Source organism: Rhizobium sp. SG_E_25_P2, from assembly GCF_029892285.1.
Lineage (GTDB): Bacteria > Pseudomonadota > Alphaproteobacteria > Rhizobiales > Rhizobiaceae > Rhizobium_E.
In genome coordinates this window covers 144,996-164,440 of record NZ_JARXVM010000005.1, presented here as the reverse complement: position 1 = coordinate 164,440, position 19,445 = coordinate 144,996, and the positions used below count along the sequence as shown (strand labels likewise).

General features: G+C 60.8%; 17 protein-coding genes and 1 riboswitch. Of the genes, 4 read left to right on the top strand and 13 right to left on the bottom strand.

Annotated elements, in window-relative coordinates; genetic code table 11:
- On the bottom strand, positions 1–402 hold the full coding sequence (locus M2360_RS09605; RefSeq protein ID WP_137156603.1) for a response regulator: 402 nt from the start codon (positions 400–402) through the stop codon (positions 1–3).
- Positions 399–2,450 carry a PAS-domain containing protein gene (locus M2360_RS09600; protein WP_280774750.1) on the bottom strand — a complete coding sequence of 684 codons (2,052 nt, stop codon included), beginning with the start codon at positions 2,448–2,450 and terminating at the stop codon, positions 399–401. Before M2360_RS09600 ends, M2360_RS09605 begins: the two co-directional genes overlap by 4 nt.
- Before the next feature lie 209 nt (positions 2,451–2,659).
- Here M2360_RS09600 and glyS point away from each other — a divergent pair, with 209 nt between their 5' ends.
- A complete protein-coding gene (gene glyS / locus M2360_RS09595; RefSeq protein WP_280774748.1) occupies positions 2,660–4,774 on the top strand; it encodes a glycine--tRNA ligase subunit beta in 2,115 nt (704 codons plus the stop codon).
- 63 nt (positions 4,775–4,837) lie between these two features.
- Here glyS and M2360_RS09590 read toward each other — a convergent pair whose 3' ends face one another.
- Together M2360_RS09590 and M2360_RS09585 are read right to left on the bottom strand one after the other, a co-directional pair.
- Complete coding sequence (locus M2360_RS09590; protein WP_280774746.1) at positions 4,838–6,649, bottom strand: methyl-accepting chemotaxis protein; 1,812 nt, start codon at positions 6,647–6,649, stop codon at positions 4,838–4,840.
- A gap of 130 nt (positions 6,650–6,779) precedes the next feature.
- The gene (locus tag M2360_RS09585; protein WP_280774744.1) at positions 6,780–7,313 is read right to left on the bottom strand and encodes a glycosyl transferase; all 534 of its coding nucleotides are present in this window, start codon (positions 7,311–7,313) and stop codon (positions 6,780–6,782) included.
- 122 nt (positions 7,314–7,435) lie between these two features.
- On the opposite strand from M2360_RS09585, the gene M2360_RS09580 reads away from it, so the two are divergent.
- The 3 genes from M2360_RS09580 to bluB all read left to right on the top strand — a co-directional run bounded on the left by M2360_RS09580 (position 7,436) and on the right by bluB (position 10,384).
- Positions 7,436–8,593: a PA0069 family radical SAM protein gene (locus tag M2360_RS09580; protein WP_280774742.1), complete on the top strand. Its 1,158-nt coding sequence runs from the start codon at positions 7,436–7,438 to the stop codon at positions 8,591–8,593.
- A 161-nt stretch (positions 8,594–8,754) separates the two neighbouring features.
- Positions 8,755–9,399: a ribonuclease HII gene (locus M2360_RS09575; RefSeq protein WP_280774741.1), complete on the top strand. Its 645-nt coding sequence runs from the start codon at positions 8,755–8,757 to the stop codon at positions 9,397–9,399.
- 40 nt (positions 9,400–9,439) lie between these two features.
- Positions 9,440–9,616, top strand: a riboswitch (cobalamin riboswitch).
- Between the two features lie 42 nt (positions 9,617–9,658).
- Entirely contained in the window at positions 9,659–10,384 is a 726-nt protein-coding gene (gene bluB, locus M2360_RS09570; protein ID WP_280774739.1) for a 5,6-dimethylbenzimidazole synthase, read from the top strand.
- 77 nt (positions 10,385–10,461) lie between these two features.
- On the opposite strand, the gene M2360_RS09565 is transcribed toward bluB, so the two are convergent.
- The 9 genes from M2360_RS09565 to apbC all read right to left on the bottom strand — a co-directional run bounded on the left by M2360_RS09565 (position 10,462) and on the right by apbC (position 18,968).
- A complete protein-coding gene (locus M2360_RS09565; RefSeq protein ID WP_280774737.1) occupies positions 10,462–10,953 on the bottom strand; it encodes a F0F1 ATP synthase subunit B in 492 nt (163 codons plus the stop codon).
- An 11-nt stretch (positions 10,954–10,964) separates the two neighbouring features.
- Entirely contained in the window at positions 10,965–11,567 is a 603-nt protein-coding gene (locus tag M2360_RS09560; RefSeq protein ID WP_280774736.1) for a F0F1 ATP synthase subunit B, read from the bottom strand.
- Between the two features lie 81 nt (positions 11,568–11,648).
- Positions 11,649–11,873 carry a F0F1 ATP synthase subunit C gene (locus M2360_RS09555; RefSeq protein ID WP_137156613.1) on the bottom strand — a complete coding sequence of 75 codons (225 nt, stop codon included), beginning with the start codon at positions 11,871–11,873 and terminating at the stop codon, positions 11,649–11,651.
- Between the two features lie 87 nt (positions 11,874–11,960).
- Positions 11,961–12,719, bottom strand: a complete 759-nt coding sequence (locus tag M2360_RS09550) for a F0F1 ATP synthase subunit A (protein ID WP_280774735.1) — start codon at positions 12,717–12,719, stop codon at positions 11,961–11,963.
- A gap of 34 nt (positions 12,720–12,753) precedes the next feature.
- A complete protein-coding gene (locus M2360_RS09545; protein ID WP_280774734.1) occupies positions 12,754–13,116 on the bottom strand; it encodes an AtpZ/AtpI family protein in 363 nt (120 codons plus the stop codon).
- 247 nt (positions 13,117–13,363) lie between these two features.
- Positions 13,364–14,518 (bottom strand): cell wall hydrolase, encoded by a 1,155-nt coding sequence (locus M2360_RS09540; protein WP_280774733.1) that lies wholly within the window; start codon positions 14,516–14,518, stop codon positions 13,364–13,366.
- 190 nt (positions 14,519–14,708) lie between these two features.
- Positions 14,709–16,577 carry a potassium transporter Kup gene (locus tag M2360_RS09535; protein ID WP_280774930.1) on the bottom strand — a complete coding sequence of 623 codons (1,869 nt, stop codon included), beginning with the start codon at positions 16,575–16,577 and terminating at the stop codon, positions 14,709–14,711.
- A 56-nt stretch (positions 16,578–16,633) separates the two neighbouring features.
- Positions 16,634–17,614: a magnesium transporter CorA family protein gene (locus M2360_RS09530; RefSeq protein WP_280774732.1), complete on the bottom strand. Its 981-nt coding sequence runs from the start codon at positions 17,612–17,614 to the stop codon at positions 16,634–16,636.
- A 211-nt stretch (positions 17,615–17,825) separates the two neighbouring features.
- The gene (apbC, locus tag M2360_RS09525; protein ID WP_280774731.1) at positions 17,826–18,968 is read right to left on the bottom strand and encodes an iron-sulfur cluster carrier protein ApbC; all 1,143 of its coding nucleotides are present in this window, start codon (positions 18,966–18,968) and stop codon (positions 17,826–17,828) included.
- Positions 18,969–19,445 lie beyond the last annotated feature (477 nt).

Here is a 19,445-nt window from a genome sequence, read left to right as displayed (position 1 = left end):
TCAGAACTCCAGCCCCGCCGCGACCCGGTTTTCGATCCGGAGCGCCAACCCCTGGATCTTGGCCATCAGCACGTCGAAATCGATCGGCTTGGTCATGTAGTTGTCGGCGCCGGCGCGCATGCCTTCGAGCATCTTCTCCCGGTCGGCGAGCGCGGTCAGGAAGATGAACGGCATGTTGGCGAATTGTGGATAGTTGATCTGCAATTCCGCCAGAAGCTCGGTTCCGTCCATTTCGGGCATGGTGATGTCCGAGATGACGATATCAGGCCGGTGCTGTAGAATTTTCTCCAGCCCTTCCTTGCCGTTGGAGGCCTGAAGCACGCGCAGGCCGGCGTCTTCCAACTCCTCGGTGATCAGCTCGCGGACGTCCATTTCGTCTTCGACGCAGAGAATGGTGATCATGCCGATATCCTTTCTTCTTGCTGGGCCGGACGGATGGGCGCATTTGCGCGCTCCGCCTGCGGCTTGGTTGCGGGTCCATGCACTGGCAGGATGAGGGTGAATGTCGACCCCTGCCCCCGCTCGCTGTCGACCCTGATGTCCCCTTCATGCAGATCGACGATCTGCTTGACGAGGTTGAGCCCGATCCCCGTTCCGGCGATGCCCGTGGAGGTGCGGGCGCGGAAATAGAGCGAGAACATTTTCGGTATGTCGTCGGTATCAATGCCGACGCCATGATCGCGGAAGGAAATCACCGCATAGTCGCCCTCGTCCCAGCCGGTGATCTCGATATCCGGCGCATGCGGCGAGTATTTCACCGCGTTCGACAGCAGATTGGTGATCGCCTGACCGACTCCGAGCGGATCGCAGCGGATCTTTTCGGGCAGGAATTGCAGGTCGACATGGAAACGATGGCGCTTGGAGAATTCGCGCTGACGCTCCACCGCCTGTTCGATTAGCGTCCTGATGGAGCAATCGGCGAGATTGAGTTCGATCTTGCCCGTGGTCATGCGACCGGCAGAGAGGAAGCTCTCCATCAGCTCGACCATCCGGGCCACCGATGCGCGGATCTGGCCAGTCTTCTCGGTGAGGAAGTCCTGATCGACCGCGCCTCTGCGGCGGAGCAGTCGCTGGGCGGCGCCGTCGATAATGGCGAGCGGGGTGCGGAATTCGTGGCTGGTCATTGAGACGAACTGGCGCTGCAGCGCATTGATCTGCTTTTCATGGTTCAGCGCCTCTTCGAGCGCATGCGCCTGGGCTTCGATTTCCAGCGTGCGTTCGCGGACCTGATCCTCCAACTGGTCGCGATGGCGGATGAGTTCGATCTCCGCCTGCTTGCGCACGGTGATGTCGGTGTAGCTGAGAATATAGCCGCCGGCGGCGAGTGGTTCGGCGCGCACGGCGAGCACCTTGCCATTGCCGTTGGCGCGTTCGAAACTATGCGGCAGGAAGAGCCGGGCGTGATTGACCCGCTCCAGCACCAGCGCGTCGATGTCGCCATCGCCATATTCGCCGCGCTCGGCATTGATGCGGATCAGGCTTTCGAAACTGGCGCCGGGCGGGAATGCGTCAGGCGTGACATCAAGAAGCTCGTAGAGATGGCGATTGGCGATCAACAGGTCGAGCCGATGATCGAAGACGGCGATACCGCCCGGAAACGCCTCAAAAGCGGCCTGAAGGATGCCCAGCATCTTGCGCTGTTCTTCGGTCGTATCGAACACCACCTCGGCAAGGCATTCCCCCTTCTCTCCCCTGAGCGAGATGACCTTCACCGTAACGCGGTACTGGCTGCCGTCACGTCGGGCGTGAAACGTCTCGAAGGTCACGAATTTCTCGCGGCCACTCAGTACGGGATTGATGAGGATGCGATACTCGTCGAGCGAAAGTTCGGGTTTCAGAGACACCGGCGTCATGCGAATGAGCTGGTCTTCGCGATAACCGGTCTTGATCGACGCGGTGCCATTGGCGCGGAAGATCTCTAGCATGTCGGGATCGATGAGGTAGATCTCGTCTGTCGAAATCTCGACGAGATCGGCGAACTGGTGGTCGGCGTCGGCGCGGCGGCGAGAGAGGACGATATCGGCGAGGTCGCAGATCAGCAGCCGCAACACCGCCATGCGCTCCTCGTCCATGCGGCGGCGGCTCTTGCCCAGGAACAGAACTGAGCCGAAGACCGCGCCGGAACTGCGGTCGATCAACGGCAGCAGGTAGCAGCGCGCCCGGTCTTCCGCACAGAGTGGCTGCGCCTGACCCGATTGCGGGTCATATTCCAGCGGAATCGTGCACCAATCGGCCTGGGTGTGATAGAGAAGCTTGTGCCGTCCGCCATAAGGCGTTTCGTTGAAGATGGCGGCGCAGGGGCCGAGGTCGAATTCGCGCGTCGAAATGATTTCGTTGAGCACGCCGGAGAGAACTTCGTCGCGGCTCTTGTCGCTCAGCGTCCAGCGGAGCATGGCGCGGGTCGTGACCAGACCCCAGATGGGCATTGCATTCCAGACTGCCTGCGGCATGCGGGGATTCCCCCTGAAATGACCTAGGGGATCAGGATAAGCGAGCCCCGCTAAAGAAGGCTGCAAGGCTTTGCTACAACTTTAGCGACCGCTGATATTTATCAATTTCCCCATCCGAGCCGCCGCGCAATTCAGGCATGACAAGCGGCGCGGAACTTGCTAGGTCCGGCGCGACATTTCCCTATCCGCCCGCGAAAGCGAAAGACACCATGCCCGATCTTCTTCTTGAACTCCGCTCCGAGGAAATTCCCGCCAGCATGCAGCGCAAGGCCGCGGGCGATTTGAAAAAGCTGTTGACGGACGCGCTGGTGGAGGCGGGCCTCACTTACGAGGGTGCACGCGAATACTGGACGCCGCGCCGGCTGACGCTCGACATTCGCGGCCTGACCGCCCGCTCCGCCGATCAGCATGAAGAGCGCAAGGGACCGAGCACGAAAGCGCCGCAGGCGGCCATCGACGGCTTCCTGCGCTCCGCCGGCCTTTCTTCCATCGAACAGGCGCAGGTGAAATCGGACCCCAAGAAGGGCGATTTCTATGTGGCGATGATCCACAAACATGGCCGCGCGGCCGAAGAGATCATCACCGATGTGATGCCCGGCATCATCCGCAATTTCCCCTGGCCGAAGAGCATGCGTTCAGGCGCGGCCTCGGCAAAGCCGGGTTCGTTGCGCTGGGTGCGTCCGCTGCAATCGATCGTCTGCACCTTCGGGCCCGAGCATGACGAACCGGTGGTGATCCCCTTCGAAATCGACGGCATAGTCGCCTCAAACGTCACCTATGGCCATCGTTTCCACGCGCCGGACGCCATCACCGTCAAGCGGTTCTCGGACTATGTCTCGGCGCTCGAAAAGGCCAAGGTCATTCTCGACGCCGACCGCCGCAAGGAAATCATCCTGGCCGACGCCAAGAACATCACCTTCGCCTCCGGTCTCGACCTCGTCGAGGACGAGGGCCTGCTCGAGGAAGTGTCGGGGCTGGTGGAATATCCGCATGTGCTGATGGGCAGCTTCGAAGAGGATTATCTGAAGATCCCGGCCGAAATCATCCGGCTGACCATCAAGACCAACCAGAAATGTTTCGTCACCCGCCTGCATGGCCAGGAGGCGCTGTCGAACCATTTCATCCTGATCTCGAACATCGAAGCCAAGGACGGCGGCGCCGAGATCATTCACGGCAATGGCAAGGTCGTGCGCGCGCGCCTGTCGGACGCGGCGCATTTCTACAAACGCGACCAGGGCGACCTGCCCGATCTCGACGCGCTGAAGGATTCAGCGGCGAAATTCGGCCTCGATCTTTCCAAGCCGCTCGACCAGCGCATGGCCAAGCTCGACCATCTCAATGTGACGTTCCACGCCAAGCTGGGCAGCCAAGGCGAGCGCGTGACGCGCATCCGCGCACTGGCGGCGGAACTCGCCAAGGCCACAGGCGCCGATCCCATTCTGGTGGATCGCGCCGCGGTACTGGCCAAGGCCGATCTCCGCACCGAAGCGGTGGGTGAATTTCCGGAACTGCAGGGCATCATGGGCCGCAAATATGCGGCGCTGCAGGGTGAAGACGCAGCGGTCGCGACCGCCATCGAGGATCACTACAAGCCGCAGGGCCCTTCCGACCGCGTGCCGACCGACAAGGTGGCCGCGACCGTGGCGCTGGCCGACAAGCTGGATACGCTGGTGGGCTTCTGGGCGATCGACGAAAAGCCGACGGGCTCGAAGGACCCCTATGCGCTGCGTCGCGCGGCGCTGGGCGTGATCCGGATCATCCTGGAGAACAATGTCCGCCTCAAACTGTTGAGCGTGGCTTCTGACCGCGACCTCCTCTCCTTCTTCCACGACCGCCTGAAGGTCTATCTCAAGGACGCCGGTCGCCGTCACGACATCGTCGACGCCGTGCTTTCCGAAGACGCCGACGATCTCTTGACCATCGTGCGCCGCGCCGAAGCGCTGTCGGCCTTTATCGGCACAGAAGATGGCAAGAACTTGCTGGCGGGAACCAAGCGCGCCACGCAATTGCTCGCCGCCGAGGAAAAGAAGGGAACCAAGGCTGCCGAACGCATCGATCTGTCGCTGCTGAAACTGCCGGCAGAGACGGCACTGCATCAGGCGATCGTCAACGCCAGCCAGAGTGCGGCGGAAGCCGTGGCGCGGGAGGATTTCGCTGCCGCCATGGAAGCGCTGTCCAAGCTGCGCGGCCCCGTGGACGCCTTCTTCACCGATGTGCTCGTCAATGATGAGAATGCCGATATCCGCGCCAATCGTCTGGCGCTCCTGGCGGCAATCCGCAGCGCGACCGGAACGGTGGCGGATTTCAGCAAGATTTCGGGCTGAACAGCATAGGCTCAAACGCAAACCGGCCGCTTTCGCGGCCGGTTTTTTTGTGAGTCAAAGCTTTCAAGCCGCCTGCCGGTGATGCGCTCCGGCGTTGGGATGAACGCGGAAAGCGCTGATGAGTTTGACCAGTTCCTCGGTGTCGTCGGCCAGCACCTGAGCGGAAGCCGTGGTTTCCTCCGCCATGGCGGCGTTTTGCTGCGTGGCGAGATCGAGCTGATTGACGGAGCTTGCGATGCTCTTCAACGTCGCGTCCTGCTCCTGCGCGCTATGGGCGATCTTCTCGACGATGGAGTTGGCCGAACTGATCTGGTCGGAGATGCGTTTCAGCGCCTCGCCAGTCTGCCCCACAAGATCCACCCCTTCAGAAACCTGCATCGACGACCGCGAGATCTGCTCCTTGATTTCCTTGGCGGCGGCTGCGGAGCGCTGGGCGAGCTCGCGCACTTCCTGCGCCACAACCGCGAAGCCCTTGCCGCTTTCGCCGGCGCGGGCCGCCTCGACGCCAGCGTTCAGCGCCAGCAGGTTGGTCTGGAAGGCGATCTCGTCGATCACGCCGATGATCTTGGTGATCTCCGTCGATGATCTTTCGATGCCGCTCATGGCGGTGATGGCGCGGGCGACGATCTTGTCGCTGCTGTTGGCCTCGCCGGACACAGTGGCGACGCGGTTGGCGGCCTCGCGGGCGCCCTCCGCAGTCTGGCGAACAGTCACGGACAATTCGTCGATGGCCGCCGAGGTTTCCTCAAGATTGGCGGCCTGACGCTCGGTGCGCAGCGCAAGCTCGCTGGATGCCCGCCGGATCTCGTCCTTGGACGCGCCGATATCCTCGCCCTTGCGATTGACCTTCGACATGGCGCCTTCCAGCTTGGACAGCGACTGGTTGAGGTTGATCCTGAGCGATTCATATTTGCCGCCGAGATCGCTGCAGCGCACGGTGAGGTCGCCGATGGCGAGCTGTTCCATGGTGGCGCCGATTTCCTGCACGACGCGCGACAACGCTTCAGCGTCCTCATGCTCACGCTGAGCATTGGCTTCACGCTCGGCGGCGAGTTCACGCTGCTGGCGCGCCTCGCGCTCGGACAGTTCATGCCGCTCGCGAATCTTGGCCTGCAGCGCAGCGGTGGCTTGCGCCATCATGCCGATTTCGTTGCTGAGCGACGCATGCGGCACGGCAATCGTGGTGTTTTCATCCGCGACCGCGCCAAGCGCCTGGCGGACGTCTTCAAGCGGCTTGGTGATCGAGCGCATAATCAGATAGGCCAGCGCCGAGCCCAGGGCGAAAATGGCCAGGATGACGCCAATGGCCTGGCTGATCATGCCGTTCACCTGGGCATCGAGATCGTCGATATAGAGACCGGTGACCACGACCAGCTTCCATGGCTCGAACGCCAGCGCATACGCGCTCTTGCGGAAGAACGCGTCTTTCGGCTCGCCGGGTTTGGAGGCGTAGAAATCCGTGCGGCCGCCGCCTGCCTGGCCGAGCTTCAGCAGTTCTTCGCGATACAGCGTCCCCTTGGGATCCGGTTTGCCGCGGAGATTTTTGCCGACCTTGTCCTTATCGTAATGGAAGGCCATGTTCAGGTCGTAGTCATAGGCGAAGAAATAGCCATCCGGCGAATATTTCATGCCGTTGACGACCTGATAGGCCTGGGCCCGCGCCTGTTCTTCGGTCAGTTCGCCCGCAAGCTGACGTTCATGGAATTGCTTGAGGATCGAGACGGCGGTTTCCGTTTCGGTTCGCAACATCTCATAACGTTCGTTGTAGACCGCGTCGGAGGCGGCGCGGATTTCGAATGTCACGGCAACCGCAAAGGCGGCCATCAATGCAAAAACCAGCAGGTAAAGCTTATGCGCAATCTTCAGGTTGGTCATCAGGTCCCCTCGGCGTCCAGAGACGCTCGGAAACATGACAGTTTCCGGCGTTTGTCCGTAATTTTACGGCTTCACGCTTAAGTTTCCCCTAATTTTACTGGCTACTTATAAACAATATCTCATACAAGACCTATGACACTGCGTCTCTGCGGCGTCCGCGCAGGACCCAGGCGGGAATGAGTTCCGATCGCAGCCGGCGGCGCGCCACGCCGCGCATGAAGCGCGCAATATCAGCGCCAGCCTTCAGCGCCGGCAAGATATCGCGCTTGCGAACAAGGAAACCATCCTCCAGCGGTTCATTGCGCTGCATGATGCGTTTGAACCACGGCTTGCGAAACCGTCGAGACGGCGAAAACCGTGCAGGCTTGCCGTCAACAGCCGCATATTCCAGAACTTCCTCGACCCAGCCGCTTTGCGGTCGGGCTCCGGGCTGTAGAAACAAAAGCCATTCGCCGCGCGCGGCATGCACGATATCGGCCAGAGCCCAGTCGACCAAATATTTGCATCCTGCCGCATCCGCCAAGCGCGCGGTGCCGTCCTCAGACCCCCTGTCGAGAATGATGACTTCGCTGACGACGCCATCCACGGCGCCCGACACAAGCACCGAGAGCGTATAGGCGAGTTCTGGCTCGCTGTTTTCACATTCCAACATCACCGTCAGCATCACATACCTTTACCGAAAGGCGCCGGGGAATGCCAGCCGCATTTTGTTCTTGCATTGTTCTCTTTTTCAGGATAGGAAAATTGTCATCAGGCGGTTGGTTCGAGCCGCTTCGGAGAAGCCCAATGATCAATCTGTCCCTTTCGCGGCAGGCTGCATTCCAGCCTGCCAATACGGCGGAGCTTGCCGACGGACTGCTCCAGGAGAGCGGTCTGAGGATCGACGTCGATCGTCGTCGCGGACGCGGCGTTGCCTTGAACCCGGCAGGGCGGTTCGAGCCGACGGAACGCGAGGCGTTGGACGATGGCTGGCAGACGCTCGAAAGCCTGGAGCCTTTTCGCACGGAAGTCCAGGTCGAGAAGGCGCGCAGCATCATCACCCGCAATGACAGCCCGGATGTGCCGTTCGACCGATCGATCAACCCCTATCGCGGTTGCGAGCATGGCTGTGTCTATTGTTTTGCGCGACCAAGCCATGATTTCATGGGATTGTCGGCGGGCCTCGATTTCGAAACCAAGCTATTCGCCAAGCCAGACGCGGCGCGGCAGTTGGAGCGGGAACTGTCGAAGCCCGGATACAAGCCCAAAACGATCGCCATCGGCACCAACACCGATCCCTATCAGCCGATCGAAAAAGAATGGCGCATCATGCGGCAGATCCTCGAAGTGCTGGCCACCGCCAACCACCCGGTCTCTATCGTGACCAAATCCGCGCTGGTGATGCGCGATGTCGATCTGCTGGCCAAGATGGCCGAGAAGGGCCTTGCGAAAGTGGCGCTGTCGGTGACGACGCTTGATCGCAAGCTGGCCCGGTTGATGGAGCCGCGGGCATCGACCCCGGCGCGGCGGCTGGAGGCGATCAGGACGCTCGCAGAGGCTGGCGTGCCGACAGCCGTGATGGCCGCGCCGATGATCCCCGCGCTCAATGATCACGAACTCGAGCGCATTCTTGACGCCGCCGCGGCCGCTGGGGCCAAGGAAGCGAATTACATCCTGTTGCGCCTGCCTTTCGAAGTGAGTCCGCTGTTTCGCGATTGGCTGCTGCGGAACTACCCTGACCGGTATCGGCATGTGATGAATCTCGTTCGCTCCATGCGCGGCGGCAAGGATTACGACGCAGAATTCGGCAAACGGATGAAGGGCGCTGGTCCCTATGCCTGGCAATTGCACCGGCGGTTCGAGCTTGCCGCAAAGAAGCACGACCTCAAGCGGCGCGGCATGCAATTGAACACCGACCTTTTTGTGCCGCCTTCCGGCCACGGAGTGCAATTGAGCCTGCTCTGACAACATCGCACGCAAGGCATGGCATGTCCCTGAAACCTTGCCTTGCGTCGTACAGCGCCCTCCGTCGAACCGCAACGACGGAGGACGTCCGCGAGCGACCCGGACCGCCGCCCTCGATCCGGGACTTGCGGGGAATCGGCGGGATATGTCACATACCCCGCATGACGCGTCCCGCCGATTCCCTACCCTTCTTCTTTGAATCCCCTGGCCCGACCTTCTCGATCGAGGCCGCGCTGATGCGCGACGGCCATAGGCGGGTTGTCGGGCTCGATGAGGTCGGACGAGGCCCTCTGGCCGGACCCGTTGTCGCCTGCGCCGTCATTCTGGATCCCAGCCGCATTCCCATGGGTCTAAACGACTCCAAACAGCTTTCCCTATCCGAACGCGAGCGTCTCTACGCGGAGATCCTGGCGTCTGCCGATGTCGCCATCGCCTCCGTCAGCGCCCGCGGCATCGATCTGAGCGATATCCGCAAAGCGAGCCTAGAAGCGATGCGGCGCGCGGCATTGTCGCTGGCGCGAGCGCCTGACTTCGCCATCATCGATGGGCGCGACGTGCCGCCAGGTCTTCCGTGCCCGGCCAAGGCGTTCGTCAAGGGCGACGGCCGGTCCGTCACCATAGCTGCAGCCTCGATCGTCGCCAAAGTCACCCGCGACCTGATGATGACGGAAGCCTCGGTTGCCTATCCCGGATATGGGTTTGAGAAACATTCCGGCTATGCGACGGCCCAGCACCGGGTCGCGATCGAAACACTCGGGCCCTGCCCTCTCCACCGGATGAGCTTTCGCCCGTTGCGGAAGGACTAAACCGTGTCGCAAGCCGTATTGCATCCGTCCCCGGCAGTCGGCTAGATGGTCGCTGTTCGGAGCCCGTTTGCGCGGGAGAATCGGGAAGTCGGTGCAAGGCCGGCGCGCGCCCAGCGCTGTAAGGGGGATGCCGCTTCAATACGCCACTGGGAAACCGGGAAGGCGAAGCGGCAGTTGAACCTGAGCCAGAAGACCGGCCGAACATCATAGCCCGGTGCGCGAGGACGGCGCATCGGGATCGCCAGACGCAGGGGGTTATATGCTCGGCGCCACCCATCGCGACATGACGGTCGCGGGTCCATTTTCCGACTCCGAAAGAGACGCTGTCTACCGCGCTATTCATACACGCCGCGACGTGCGCAATGAATTCCTGCCGGACGCGCTCGACGCTGACCTCATCCTTCGCTTGCTAGCGGCTGCGCATGCCGCCCCATCGGTGGGATTGTCGCAGCCGTGGAACTTCATCCTCATTGAGCAAGAGGCCAATCGACGCGCCGTGCACGCGCTTTTCGAAGCGGCCAACAACGAAGCGGCCGACCGGCTGGAAGGCGACGTCAAGCGCCGATACCGCGCATTGAAGCTTGAAGGAATTCTCAAGGCTCCGCTGAATATCTGCATCACCTGCGATCGCAAGCGCGGAGGAGAATTCGTTCTCGGACGCACGCATCACCCCGATATGGATCTCTATTCCACCGTCTGCGCAGTACAGAATTTCTGGCTCGCGGCGCGGGCGGAGGGCGTCGGCGTCGGCTGGGTCAGCATATTCGATCATCGCCGCCTCGCAGATCTGCTCGGCATTCCAGACGGCGTGGAAATCGTCGCCTATCTCTGTGTCGGCCGTGTCGCGGAACTCTACCGCAAGCCCGAGCTTGAATCCAAAGGGTGGCGCGACCGCATGCCGCTGGATCGGCTGATCTTCTCCGAACGCTGGCCGGAGGAGTCGCATGTGCTCCGGCTCTATCGCGAGATTTCGGTCAAGCCGTAACTATGCGCCATGTCCAGACAGCGGCATGAAAAAACCCGCCTCGCGGCGGGTTCTTCAATCGGTATCATGAAGAGGGCTCAGTTGAGCCGCGTCTTCACCTCGCCCAGCGCATCATTGAACAACGCGTTGGAAAGCGACGCATCCGTCTTGCCCGCAATCAGCTTTTCGGCTGCGGCAACCGCGAGGTCGACAGCGGCGGAACGAACAGCGGCCACAGCTTCGGCTTCCGCCTGCTTGATCTTCTGTTCAGACATCTGCGTCCGGCGCGCCACATAGTCGTCGGTCTTCTGCTTGGCTTCTGCGGCCAGCGCATCGGCTTCCCGCTTGGCGGCGGCGACGATTTCGGCGGCCTCCGCTTCAGCGGCCGCGCGCTTCTTCTGATATTCGGCCAGCAAAGCCTGCGCTTCGTCGCGCAGCTTCTTGGCGGAATTCAGCTCGGCAGCGATCTTTTCCGCGCGCGAATCGAGCGCGCGGGTGACCATGCCGGGAACCTTGAGGTAGATGATGACCCCGAGGAAGATCAGGAGCGCGACTTGCGCCCAGATCTGCGCCCACATAGTTGCATCCATCACGAGCCTCCTCAGCCTTTCACGGCGTTGACCGCGTCAGCGGCTTCGCCAGGGTTGACAGACACGCCGGTGAGCCGGGAAACGATCTCGGACGCGGCGTCCTGCGCCACGCTTGATACTTCACCCAGAGCCGCTGTCTTGATGGCGGTGATGCTGGTTTCTGCTTCCGAAATCTTCTTGGCAAGGTCGGCTTCGAGCTGACGGCGCTCGGCGTCCGACTCTGCCTTGGCGACCTCACGGGCTTCCGCCGCAATGCCCTGCGCCTTGGCGCGGGCCGCAGCGAGTTCCTGCTCATATCTGGCGACGGCGGCGTCGGCTTCGTCCTTCATCCGCTTTGCTTCGGCAAGGTCGCCGGCAATACGGGCTTCACGGGTCTCGATGATCGAGCCAATGCGAGGAGAAATCAGCTTCGACACCAGGAAATAGAAGGCGCCGAAAGTAATCGCCAGCCACAGCAGCTGCGATGGATATTGGGTGGCGTCGAAGGGAGGGAATACATCGGCGTGGCCGGCGTCGTGCGGAACACCGGTTTCGGTGTGCACTTCGGCTTCCGTCGACTGCACTGCCCCTTCTACCGCCGTGGCGGACAGAACATAGGCTGTCGTCACAAACATTCCTTCCTCCAGGGCAAGGATACGGTATCAAAAAACGGGCCACGGCCGAACGCCATGGCCCGATGGTTTTTGAAGCGCCGATCAGCCGAAGAGAGCGAGAAGAGCGACGAGCAGCGAGAAGATGCCCAGAGCTTCCGTCACGGCGAAGCCGAAGATCAGACGGCCGAACTGGCCATCAGCTGCAGACGGATTGCGAAGCGCGCCGGCAAGATAGTTGCCGAAAATGTTGCCGAGGCCGAGGGCCGCGCCGCCCATTCCGAGGCAAGCGATACCGGCGCCGATGTACTTTGCTGCTTCAGCTTCCATTGTAGAACTCCTTCAGTGTTTTCGTTTGGTGGCTGTTAATCAGGAGCGCCGGTCAGAGTCAACCGACGCCGAACTCTACTCACGACCTTAATGGCCCGGATGAACCGCGTCGTTGAGATACATGCAGGTCAGAACCGCAAACACATAGGCCTGCAGGAAGGCGACCAGGAATTCGAGACCGGTGAGGCCGATGGTCATCAGCAGCGGCAGGATCGCGCCAACGACGCCAATCGGGCCAAGCACGCCGAGCGAGACGACGAAGCCGGCAAAAACCTTGAGCGTGATGTGGCCGGCGAGCAGGTTCGCGAAAAGACGAACCGAAAGGCTGACAGGACGCGACAGGAAGGACACGACCTCAATCGTGGTGACCAGCGGAACGATCAGCATCGGAACGCCCGACGGAACGAACAGGCCAAAAAAGTGAAGACCATGCTTGTAAACGCCATAGAGAACCACGACCAGGATCACCAGAAGCGCGAGCGCGAAGGTGACGATGATCTGGCTGCCGACGGTGAAGAAGCCGGGCACCATGCCGAACAGGTTCGACACCAGCACGAACAGGAACAGCGAGAAAACGAAGGGGAAGAACTTCATCCCTTCCTTGCCGGTCGAGTCCTTTAGCATCTTCGCCACGAACTCATAGGCGAGTTCGGCGATCGACTGCAGGCGGCCCGGAACGATGGCGCGGGGCGCGGACGCCCAGACGAAGAACAGCGTCGCAACGACGACGGTCAGCACCATGAACAGAGCAGAATTGGTAAAATGAAAGCCGGTGCCAGCCACATTCTCCCACAGCGGGACAATATGGAACTGATGGATCGGGTCTACCTTTTCACTGGTCGCCACGTGTCTTCTCTCTCGTTTTCATCACGGCCGCGCCTCAGGGCTTCGGCCTTTTGTCCGTATTGCGGGCTTCCCCGATCCTGTCCACCGGATGCGGCGCGGTTACCACGCCCACCACTCTGAGGACATTAAGGATGCCCGCGCAAAATCCAAGGAGCAGAAAAATGATCAACCCCCATGGCTTGATGGGCAGAACCATGTCCAGAAGATAGCCGAGCATCGCGCCGACGATAACGGCCGCAATGAATTCCGAGGAAATCTTCAGCGCCTGTGAATAACCTTTCCGGTCATTTTCACTGGCCGCTCTCACACCCCCCTCGGGATTGCCTTCCGCTTGACATAACTCCTTGCGGAGCTTTTCCATGCGTTCTTCCAGACTATCCTGGCGGTCGGTTTCCATTTTCGCCTCCTCGCGGTCCGGGCCTTAACCCAGCCAAACCGCCCGTGCAAGGCAGAAAATAGGCAAATTCCCGTGTTGGAGACCCCCGCCCTCAAGCCGCGTGCACCATAGTTTCGACCCTTTTCGGAGTCAAGGCGAGGCGTCGATGGTCGTTCATGTATTTTTAATCAACGATTTCAATGGATTACGGTGTATAAACGGGCTTTTAACGCCACACCGTGCGGCATTGCGCCTCCGGATGGGCCGATTAGACCCAGCCACCGCCATAGGTTCGGTAGAAAATGTGCAGTCCAATGCGGCTGACTCGCTTCATGGTCCGCGCCCAATTGGGTCGAACATAGACGGCGTGGTAGTGGGTCGAATCGCCAACGCTTTTGAGATAAATCTTGCCGGCGGTCACGGCGAGCGCAACTTGCTTGGCGGCGTCAAAGCGGGCGCGCGACCAGATGACGTCAGGAATTCGATCGCAGGCAAAGGAAAACTGGCAGCGATTGCGCCAATCTTCATTCTGGTAGACCACGCCGCAGATCGTATTTGGGAATGATGGATTGCGCACCCGGTTGAGCACAACCTGCGCCACCGCCGCCTGTCCCTTCAGCGGCTCGGTGATCGCCTCGAAATAAATGGCTTCGGCCAGGCACTTCTGTTCCTTCTCGCTGAAAACCGAGGCAGGCAGGACATTGGCGGCCCAGCCATGCGCCTCCTTGCCGACATCCGGCACGAAACGGTCGGCATTGGGCTTTACGAGAATGGAATCGAATGGCGATTGTTCGGCGTAGTCAGGCTCGGGATTGGCGTAGGCGCTGGCGAGACTATCGCCCTTTTCATTGGTGATCAGGCTCGCAAGCATAGACGACGCGGCGTCATCGTGCAGCCGTGGACGCACGGCGTGAAAGGCCAGGGCGATTTCGATTTCCTTGCCCTTGAGCGCTGGCTTCTGGAACATCGTCACACGCTCCTCGGTCAATTCCGGGGCCAACAGATGCGCCTGTCGATCGAGAATGCTGCCGGCGGAGAATCCTTGCGGCGGCCGCACGCGTTCCGACGCCAGCACCCGGCCTTTCTTCAGGCTGCGGGTCACCCGCGCCTCGTCCGGCGTCTCCGGCTGCTCGCGCTTATCCGCCGACAACGCAACCTTCTGGCCGCCGGCCAGCACCAGCCCGCGATTTGCGGGATCGTAACCTTTGGCGCCCGATTCCTTGAAGACGATTTCAGCGTTTTGGATGGAGCCAGCGCCGATCGGCGTCATATAGCTGCGCCAGGCAGCGGCGCCGGCTGGAGCGGACACCAGCCCGGTCACATCAGCCTCTGCGGCGACACTGGGGAAAATGAGCAAGCCGGCAAGCGCGAAAACACCGGGGGCAGCCCAATCGGACGAGGTGCGCGGGCGACGCGCGGCCAAGAAACGCTTCAACACGTGAACGCTACTCCACAGGAACTGGAATTCATCGGCCAAACAATGCGCTATTAACCTTGATGTTTGGTTAATCCCGGGATTTGTGGCCTTTGCGAGGCGTTAGAGGGCGCTAATACGTAAACGGGCGGCCCAAAGCCGCCCGCTTGATCAAGAGCCATGCCAGCCGCTTGTTCGGCTATACGGTCACATGCGCGCCCAGTTCCACGACGCGGTTGGCCGGCAACCGGAAATAATCCGACGGATCGGTCGCGGCGCTGGCGAGCGCTATGAACAGCCGATCCTGCCAGGAGGGCATGCCGGAATTGGCGTCCGGGATCAGTTTCCGCCGACCGAGATAGAAGGACGTCGACATGATGTCGAATTTCAGTCCGGTCTTTCTCAGATGCGCGAGCGCCTGGGAGACGTTCTGCGTCTCCTGGAAACCGAAGCTCAGTTCCAGCAATTGGAAATGTTCCGAAATACGCTCGATTCGTCCGCGCTCCTCGATCGGCACGCGCGGCCGGTTCTGCGTCTTGATCGTCAGAATGATGTTCTGGCTGTGCAGCACATGATTGTGCTTGAGATTGTGCAGAAGCGCCGCAGGCGTCGAGGTCGGGTCCGAAGTCAGGAAGATCGCGGTGCCCGGAACTTCGATCGGACCATGCTCGCTCTTCTTTTCAAGCGACTTCACGAATGTCCCGAGTGGTATATGCGTACGCCGGGTCTTTTCGAACAGGATCTTGGTGCCGCGCCGCCAGGTCCACATGATCACCACGAAACAGGCGGCGATCAGCACCGGCACATAGCCGCCGTGATGCAGTTTGGTGAGGTTGGAGCCCAGGAACACCGATTCGATGCACAACAAGGGCGCGATAATGCTGATGGCGCGAAGACGCGACCATTTCCAGAAACCGCGGACGAAGTTGTAGAGCAGGATTGTGGACACCACCATGTCGCCGGTCACGGCGATGCCATAGGCGACCGCCAGCGATTCCGACGACTTGAACATCAACACCAGCGCCATGACGCCGAACATCAGGATGGTGTTGACCGCCGGCAGATAGATCTGGCCCGTATTGGTGTCCGACGTATGATAGATCTCCATGCGCGGCAGGAAGCCGAGATGGATCGCCTGCCGCGCCAGTGAGAAAGCGCCGGTGATCACCGCCTGGCTGGCGATGATGGTGGCGACAGTCGCGAGAATGACAGCGGGCAGCCGCAGATATTCCGGAAACATCAGAAAGAACGGATCGGATAGTCCTTCGGGATGCTGCAGCACATAGGCGCCCTGTCCAAGATAATTGAGCGTGAGCGCCGGAAAGATCAATCCGAACCAGGCGAGCCGGATCGGCGCGCGGCCGAAATGGCCGAGATCGGCGTAAAGCGCTTCTGCGCCCGTGACCGCCAGAAAGACGGAACCGAGAACGATAAAGCCCACCATGCCGCTATTGGTGAGAAACCAGACGCCATAATAGGGATTGAAGGCTGCGAGGATACTGAGATCGTCGAAAATGTGGTAAACGCCGATGCCGCCAAGCGTGAGAAACCAGAAGGCGGTGATCGGGCCAAAAAAGGCGGATACCGCGCCCGTGCCGCGCGACTGAACGGCAAACAGCAGGATCAGGATCACCACCGAAATCGGCACCACATAGGGATTCAGCGCCGGGGTGACGAATTTCAGACCCTCGACGGCAGACAGGACCGACAGCGCGGGCGTGATCATCGCGTCGCCCAAAAACAGCGCAGCCCCAACGATGCCGATCAGGAGGAGAACGCCCGCCCGACGCTCTGACACCGCCTTGGTGACCAGCGAAAGAAGCGACAGCGTTCCGCCCTCGCCGTCATTGTCCGCTTTCAACAGAAAAACGACATATTTCAACGTGACGATGATGGTCAGCGCCCAGATGAACAACGAGATCAGGCCGATGATTTCAATGCGATCGACGCCGTCGCCAGAGACGGGGCGCAGCGATTCGCGAAAAGCGTAGAGCGGCGAGGTGCCGATGTCGCCATAGACCACGCCGACCGAGCCAAGGGCCAGCGCCAGCAGCTTCTTTTGGGACATAGGGCCTGAATGGCCGCCCGAATGCAAATTTGTGTCCGACATTGTCAGTTTCCGGCTTAGAGCCAGCCTTTCCAACGAAAGAAGAAGAAGGGAATGACGGCCGAGACGATCATCATCACGATCGCGGCGGGGTATCCCCATGTCCATTCGAGTTCGGGCATGAACCGAAAATTCATGCCATAGATGGAGGCGACCAATGTCGGCGGCAAAAGCACCACCGAGGCGATCGAGAAAATCTTGATGATGGCGTTCTGCTCGACATTGATCAGGCCGAGCGAGGCGTCAAGCAGGAATGTGGTGTTTGACGAAATGAAAGCCGCATGCTCGGACAATGTCTGCAGATCGCGGGTCACGGAAAGGCAGACAGCCTTGGCCTCGGCGTCCGACTGCACGGTCTGGACGCTGGTCAGGAAGCTCATCAGACGCGACAGCGACGCCATACTGTCGCGGGCCTTCGAGATCAGTCGGTGATGATGCCCGATCGACGAGAGAAGATTCTCCAGGAACCGCGGCGGTCGACGCTTCACCGGTTCGTTTCCGTCACCGAAAATCGCGAGCAGCAGCGCTTCGCCCTTCATTTCCGCCTGTTCGAGAATTTCCGCCGTCCGGTCGGAAATCGTCTCCATCAACTTGACCAGCGTGACATGCGGCGCGGAGGGGACGTTTGTCGAACGCCCCAGCGCAGCAGCATAGAGCTTGAAGGATTTCGGTTCGTCGTAGCGGACGGTCACCAGATGACGGTCTGTCAACACGAAGGCGATATCCGCCAGTTTCGGCGTCGCCGTATCCGCGTGACAGAGCAAGGACGCGGTCATGTAATGCGCCCTGCCCTCGGAATAAAGACGGCTTGATGGTTCGATGTCGCGCAGATCCTCGCGGGTCGGAACCTCTATGCCGGTCAAATGCTGCGCATAGTGATCTTCCTCGCGTGTCGGATGGGCGAGGTCTAGCCAAATGACATCGGCTGGAAGAGTCTGCAATTGCTGGTCCACCGGCAGCATCATCGACTCACCGTTCGAACGGTAAGCAATGATCATGAGCAATAAGCTCCGGACAAGGTCATTCCGCGCCCCGATGGCATTGGTCGCATTCGCCCCGCGCGCCTGCGAAATGGTCAATAGTCGTCACGCGGCCAAAGCCAGCGCAGGTTCAACGAGGCTGGTATCGCGCAAAACGCGTCTGTAATCAAGATAGAACGGACCGGCGCCCCGGCAGGGGCGTCGGCCTGCTATTGGGTCAGGCGCGCTGTCACTCGAAAACGATGGCGGGCGCGGCGCGGGAAAGCGGCTCGTCGCCAAACAACCTCTCGGCAATTCTGCCGGCGATTTCCCGATAGACCCGGGCATGCGGGCCGTCAGGCTCGCTGACAACGACGGGCGCACCGGCATCGGATGTCTCGCGGATCGTCAAGGCCAGCGGCACCTCTCCCAGGAAGGGAGAGCCGATCTTTTCCGCCTCGGCGCGAGCGCCGCCATGGCCGAATATGTCGTGCGAGGTTCCGCAATTGGGGCAGATGAAGTGGCTCATATTCTCGATCAGGCCGAGCAAGGGCACTTCCACCTTCTTGAACATGTTGATGGCCTTGCGTGCGTCCAACAGCGCCAGATCCTGGGGGGTAGAGACGATGATCGCCCCTGATAGCGGCGCCTGTTGCGCCAGCGTCAGCTGCACATCGCCTGTGCCGGGCGGCATGTCGATCACCAGCACGTCGAGATCACCCCAGGCGACTTCGCGCAACATCTGCAAGAGCGCCGACTGGATCATCGGTCCACGCCAGATCATCGCGACCTCTTCGTCGACCAGGAAGCCCATCGACATCGCCTTGAGGCCGTAATTCTCCATCGGCTTGATCAGCCGGCCGTCGATCTGCTGGGGGCGACCCGAAATCCCCAACAGCCGCGGCACGGACGGACCGTAAATATCGGCGTCGAGCAGACCGACTTTATATTCGAGCGCCTGAAGACCCAGCGCGATGTTGACCGACGTCGTGGACTTTCCGACGCCGCCCTTGCCGGATGCGACGGCGATCATGCGCTTGACGCCGGGAATCGTCTGCTTGGGGGCCGCGCCGCGGGGAGGATGAGGATGGGCATGGCCCTGCGCGGGCGCCGCCTGTGGACGCGGCGGCGCGGCTCCCGCCTTTTTATCCGCCGTCAATGCGGCGAACGCGCCCTTCATGCCGGGCATGTCCTTGACGACGCGCTCGGCGGCAAGGCGAAGCGGCTCCAAATCCTTGGCCTTGTCGGATCGCACGGTGATGGAGAAATAGGCCTTGCCGTCCGAAATAAACACTTCCGAAACCATGCCGAGATCGACGATGTTGCCCGTCATGTCAGGTCCGCGCACGGTCTTGAGCCGTTCCAGGACATCTTTGCTCGTCACTTCACTCATCACTGGCCCCTCACTCGCTGTGGCCTGTAGATAGTGGAAGCCTTCGGGCGCGCCAACCCAGCGCGGCAGACTATTTTTGTTTGTTGATGGGTATCAAACAAGTTCCGCCTTCCATGCCGGCGTCGCGCGATGCGGCGGCATGGAAGGCGGCTTGCCTTCGCGCATCCTGTTTCGGATGCTTTTTTAGTCCCCTCTGGACCTGGGAATAGCGATGCAGGAATTGTGCCAGACACTGAAACGCCTCCGACAGCCCGTTGATGCGGCCTTCTGGCGCAGCAACGAAACGCGATGTGCAAACTGCACGCTCCATATGAAGCAAAAAACCACCAGATTAGACGAAATTTTAGGCGCCCAAGAAAGAACCCGCCCGGCAGGGCGCGGGCGGGTTACTCCACATGGCGTCCCAGGATAGGTCTGGGAGGGGTTTCGCCATGGAACCATAAGGTCGGCGCAAATGTGCGTGCGTCTCGGCGCACG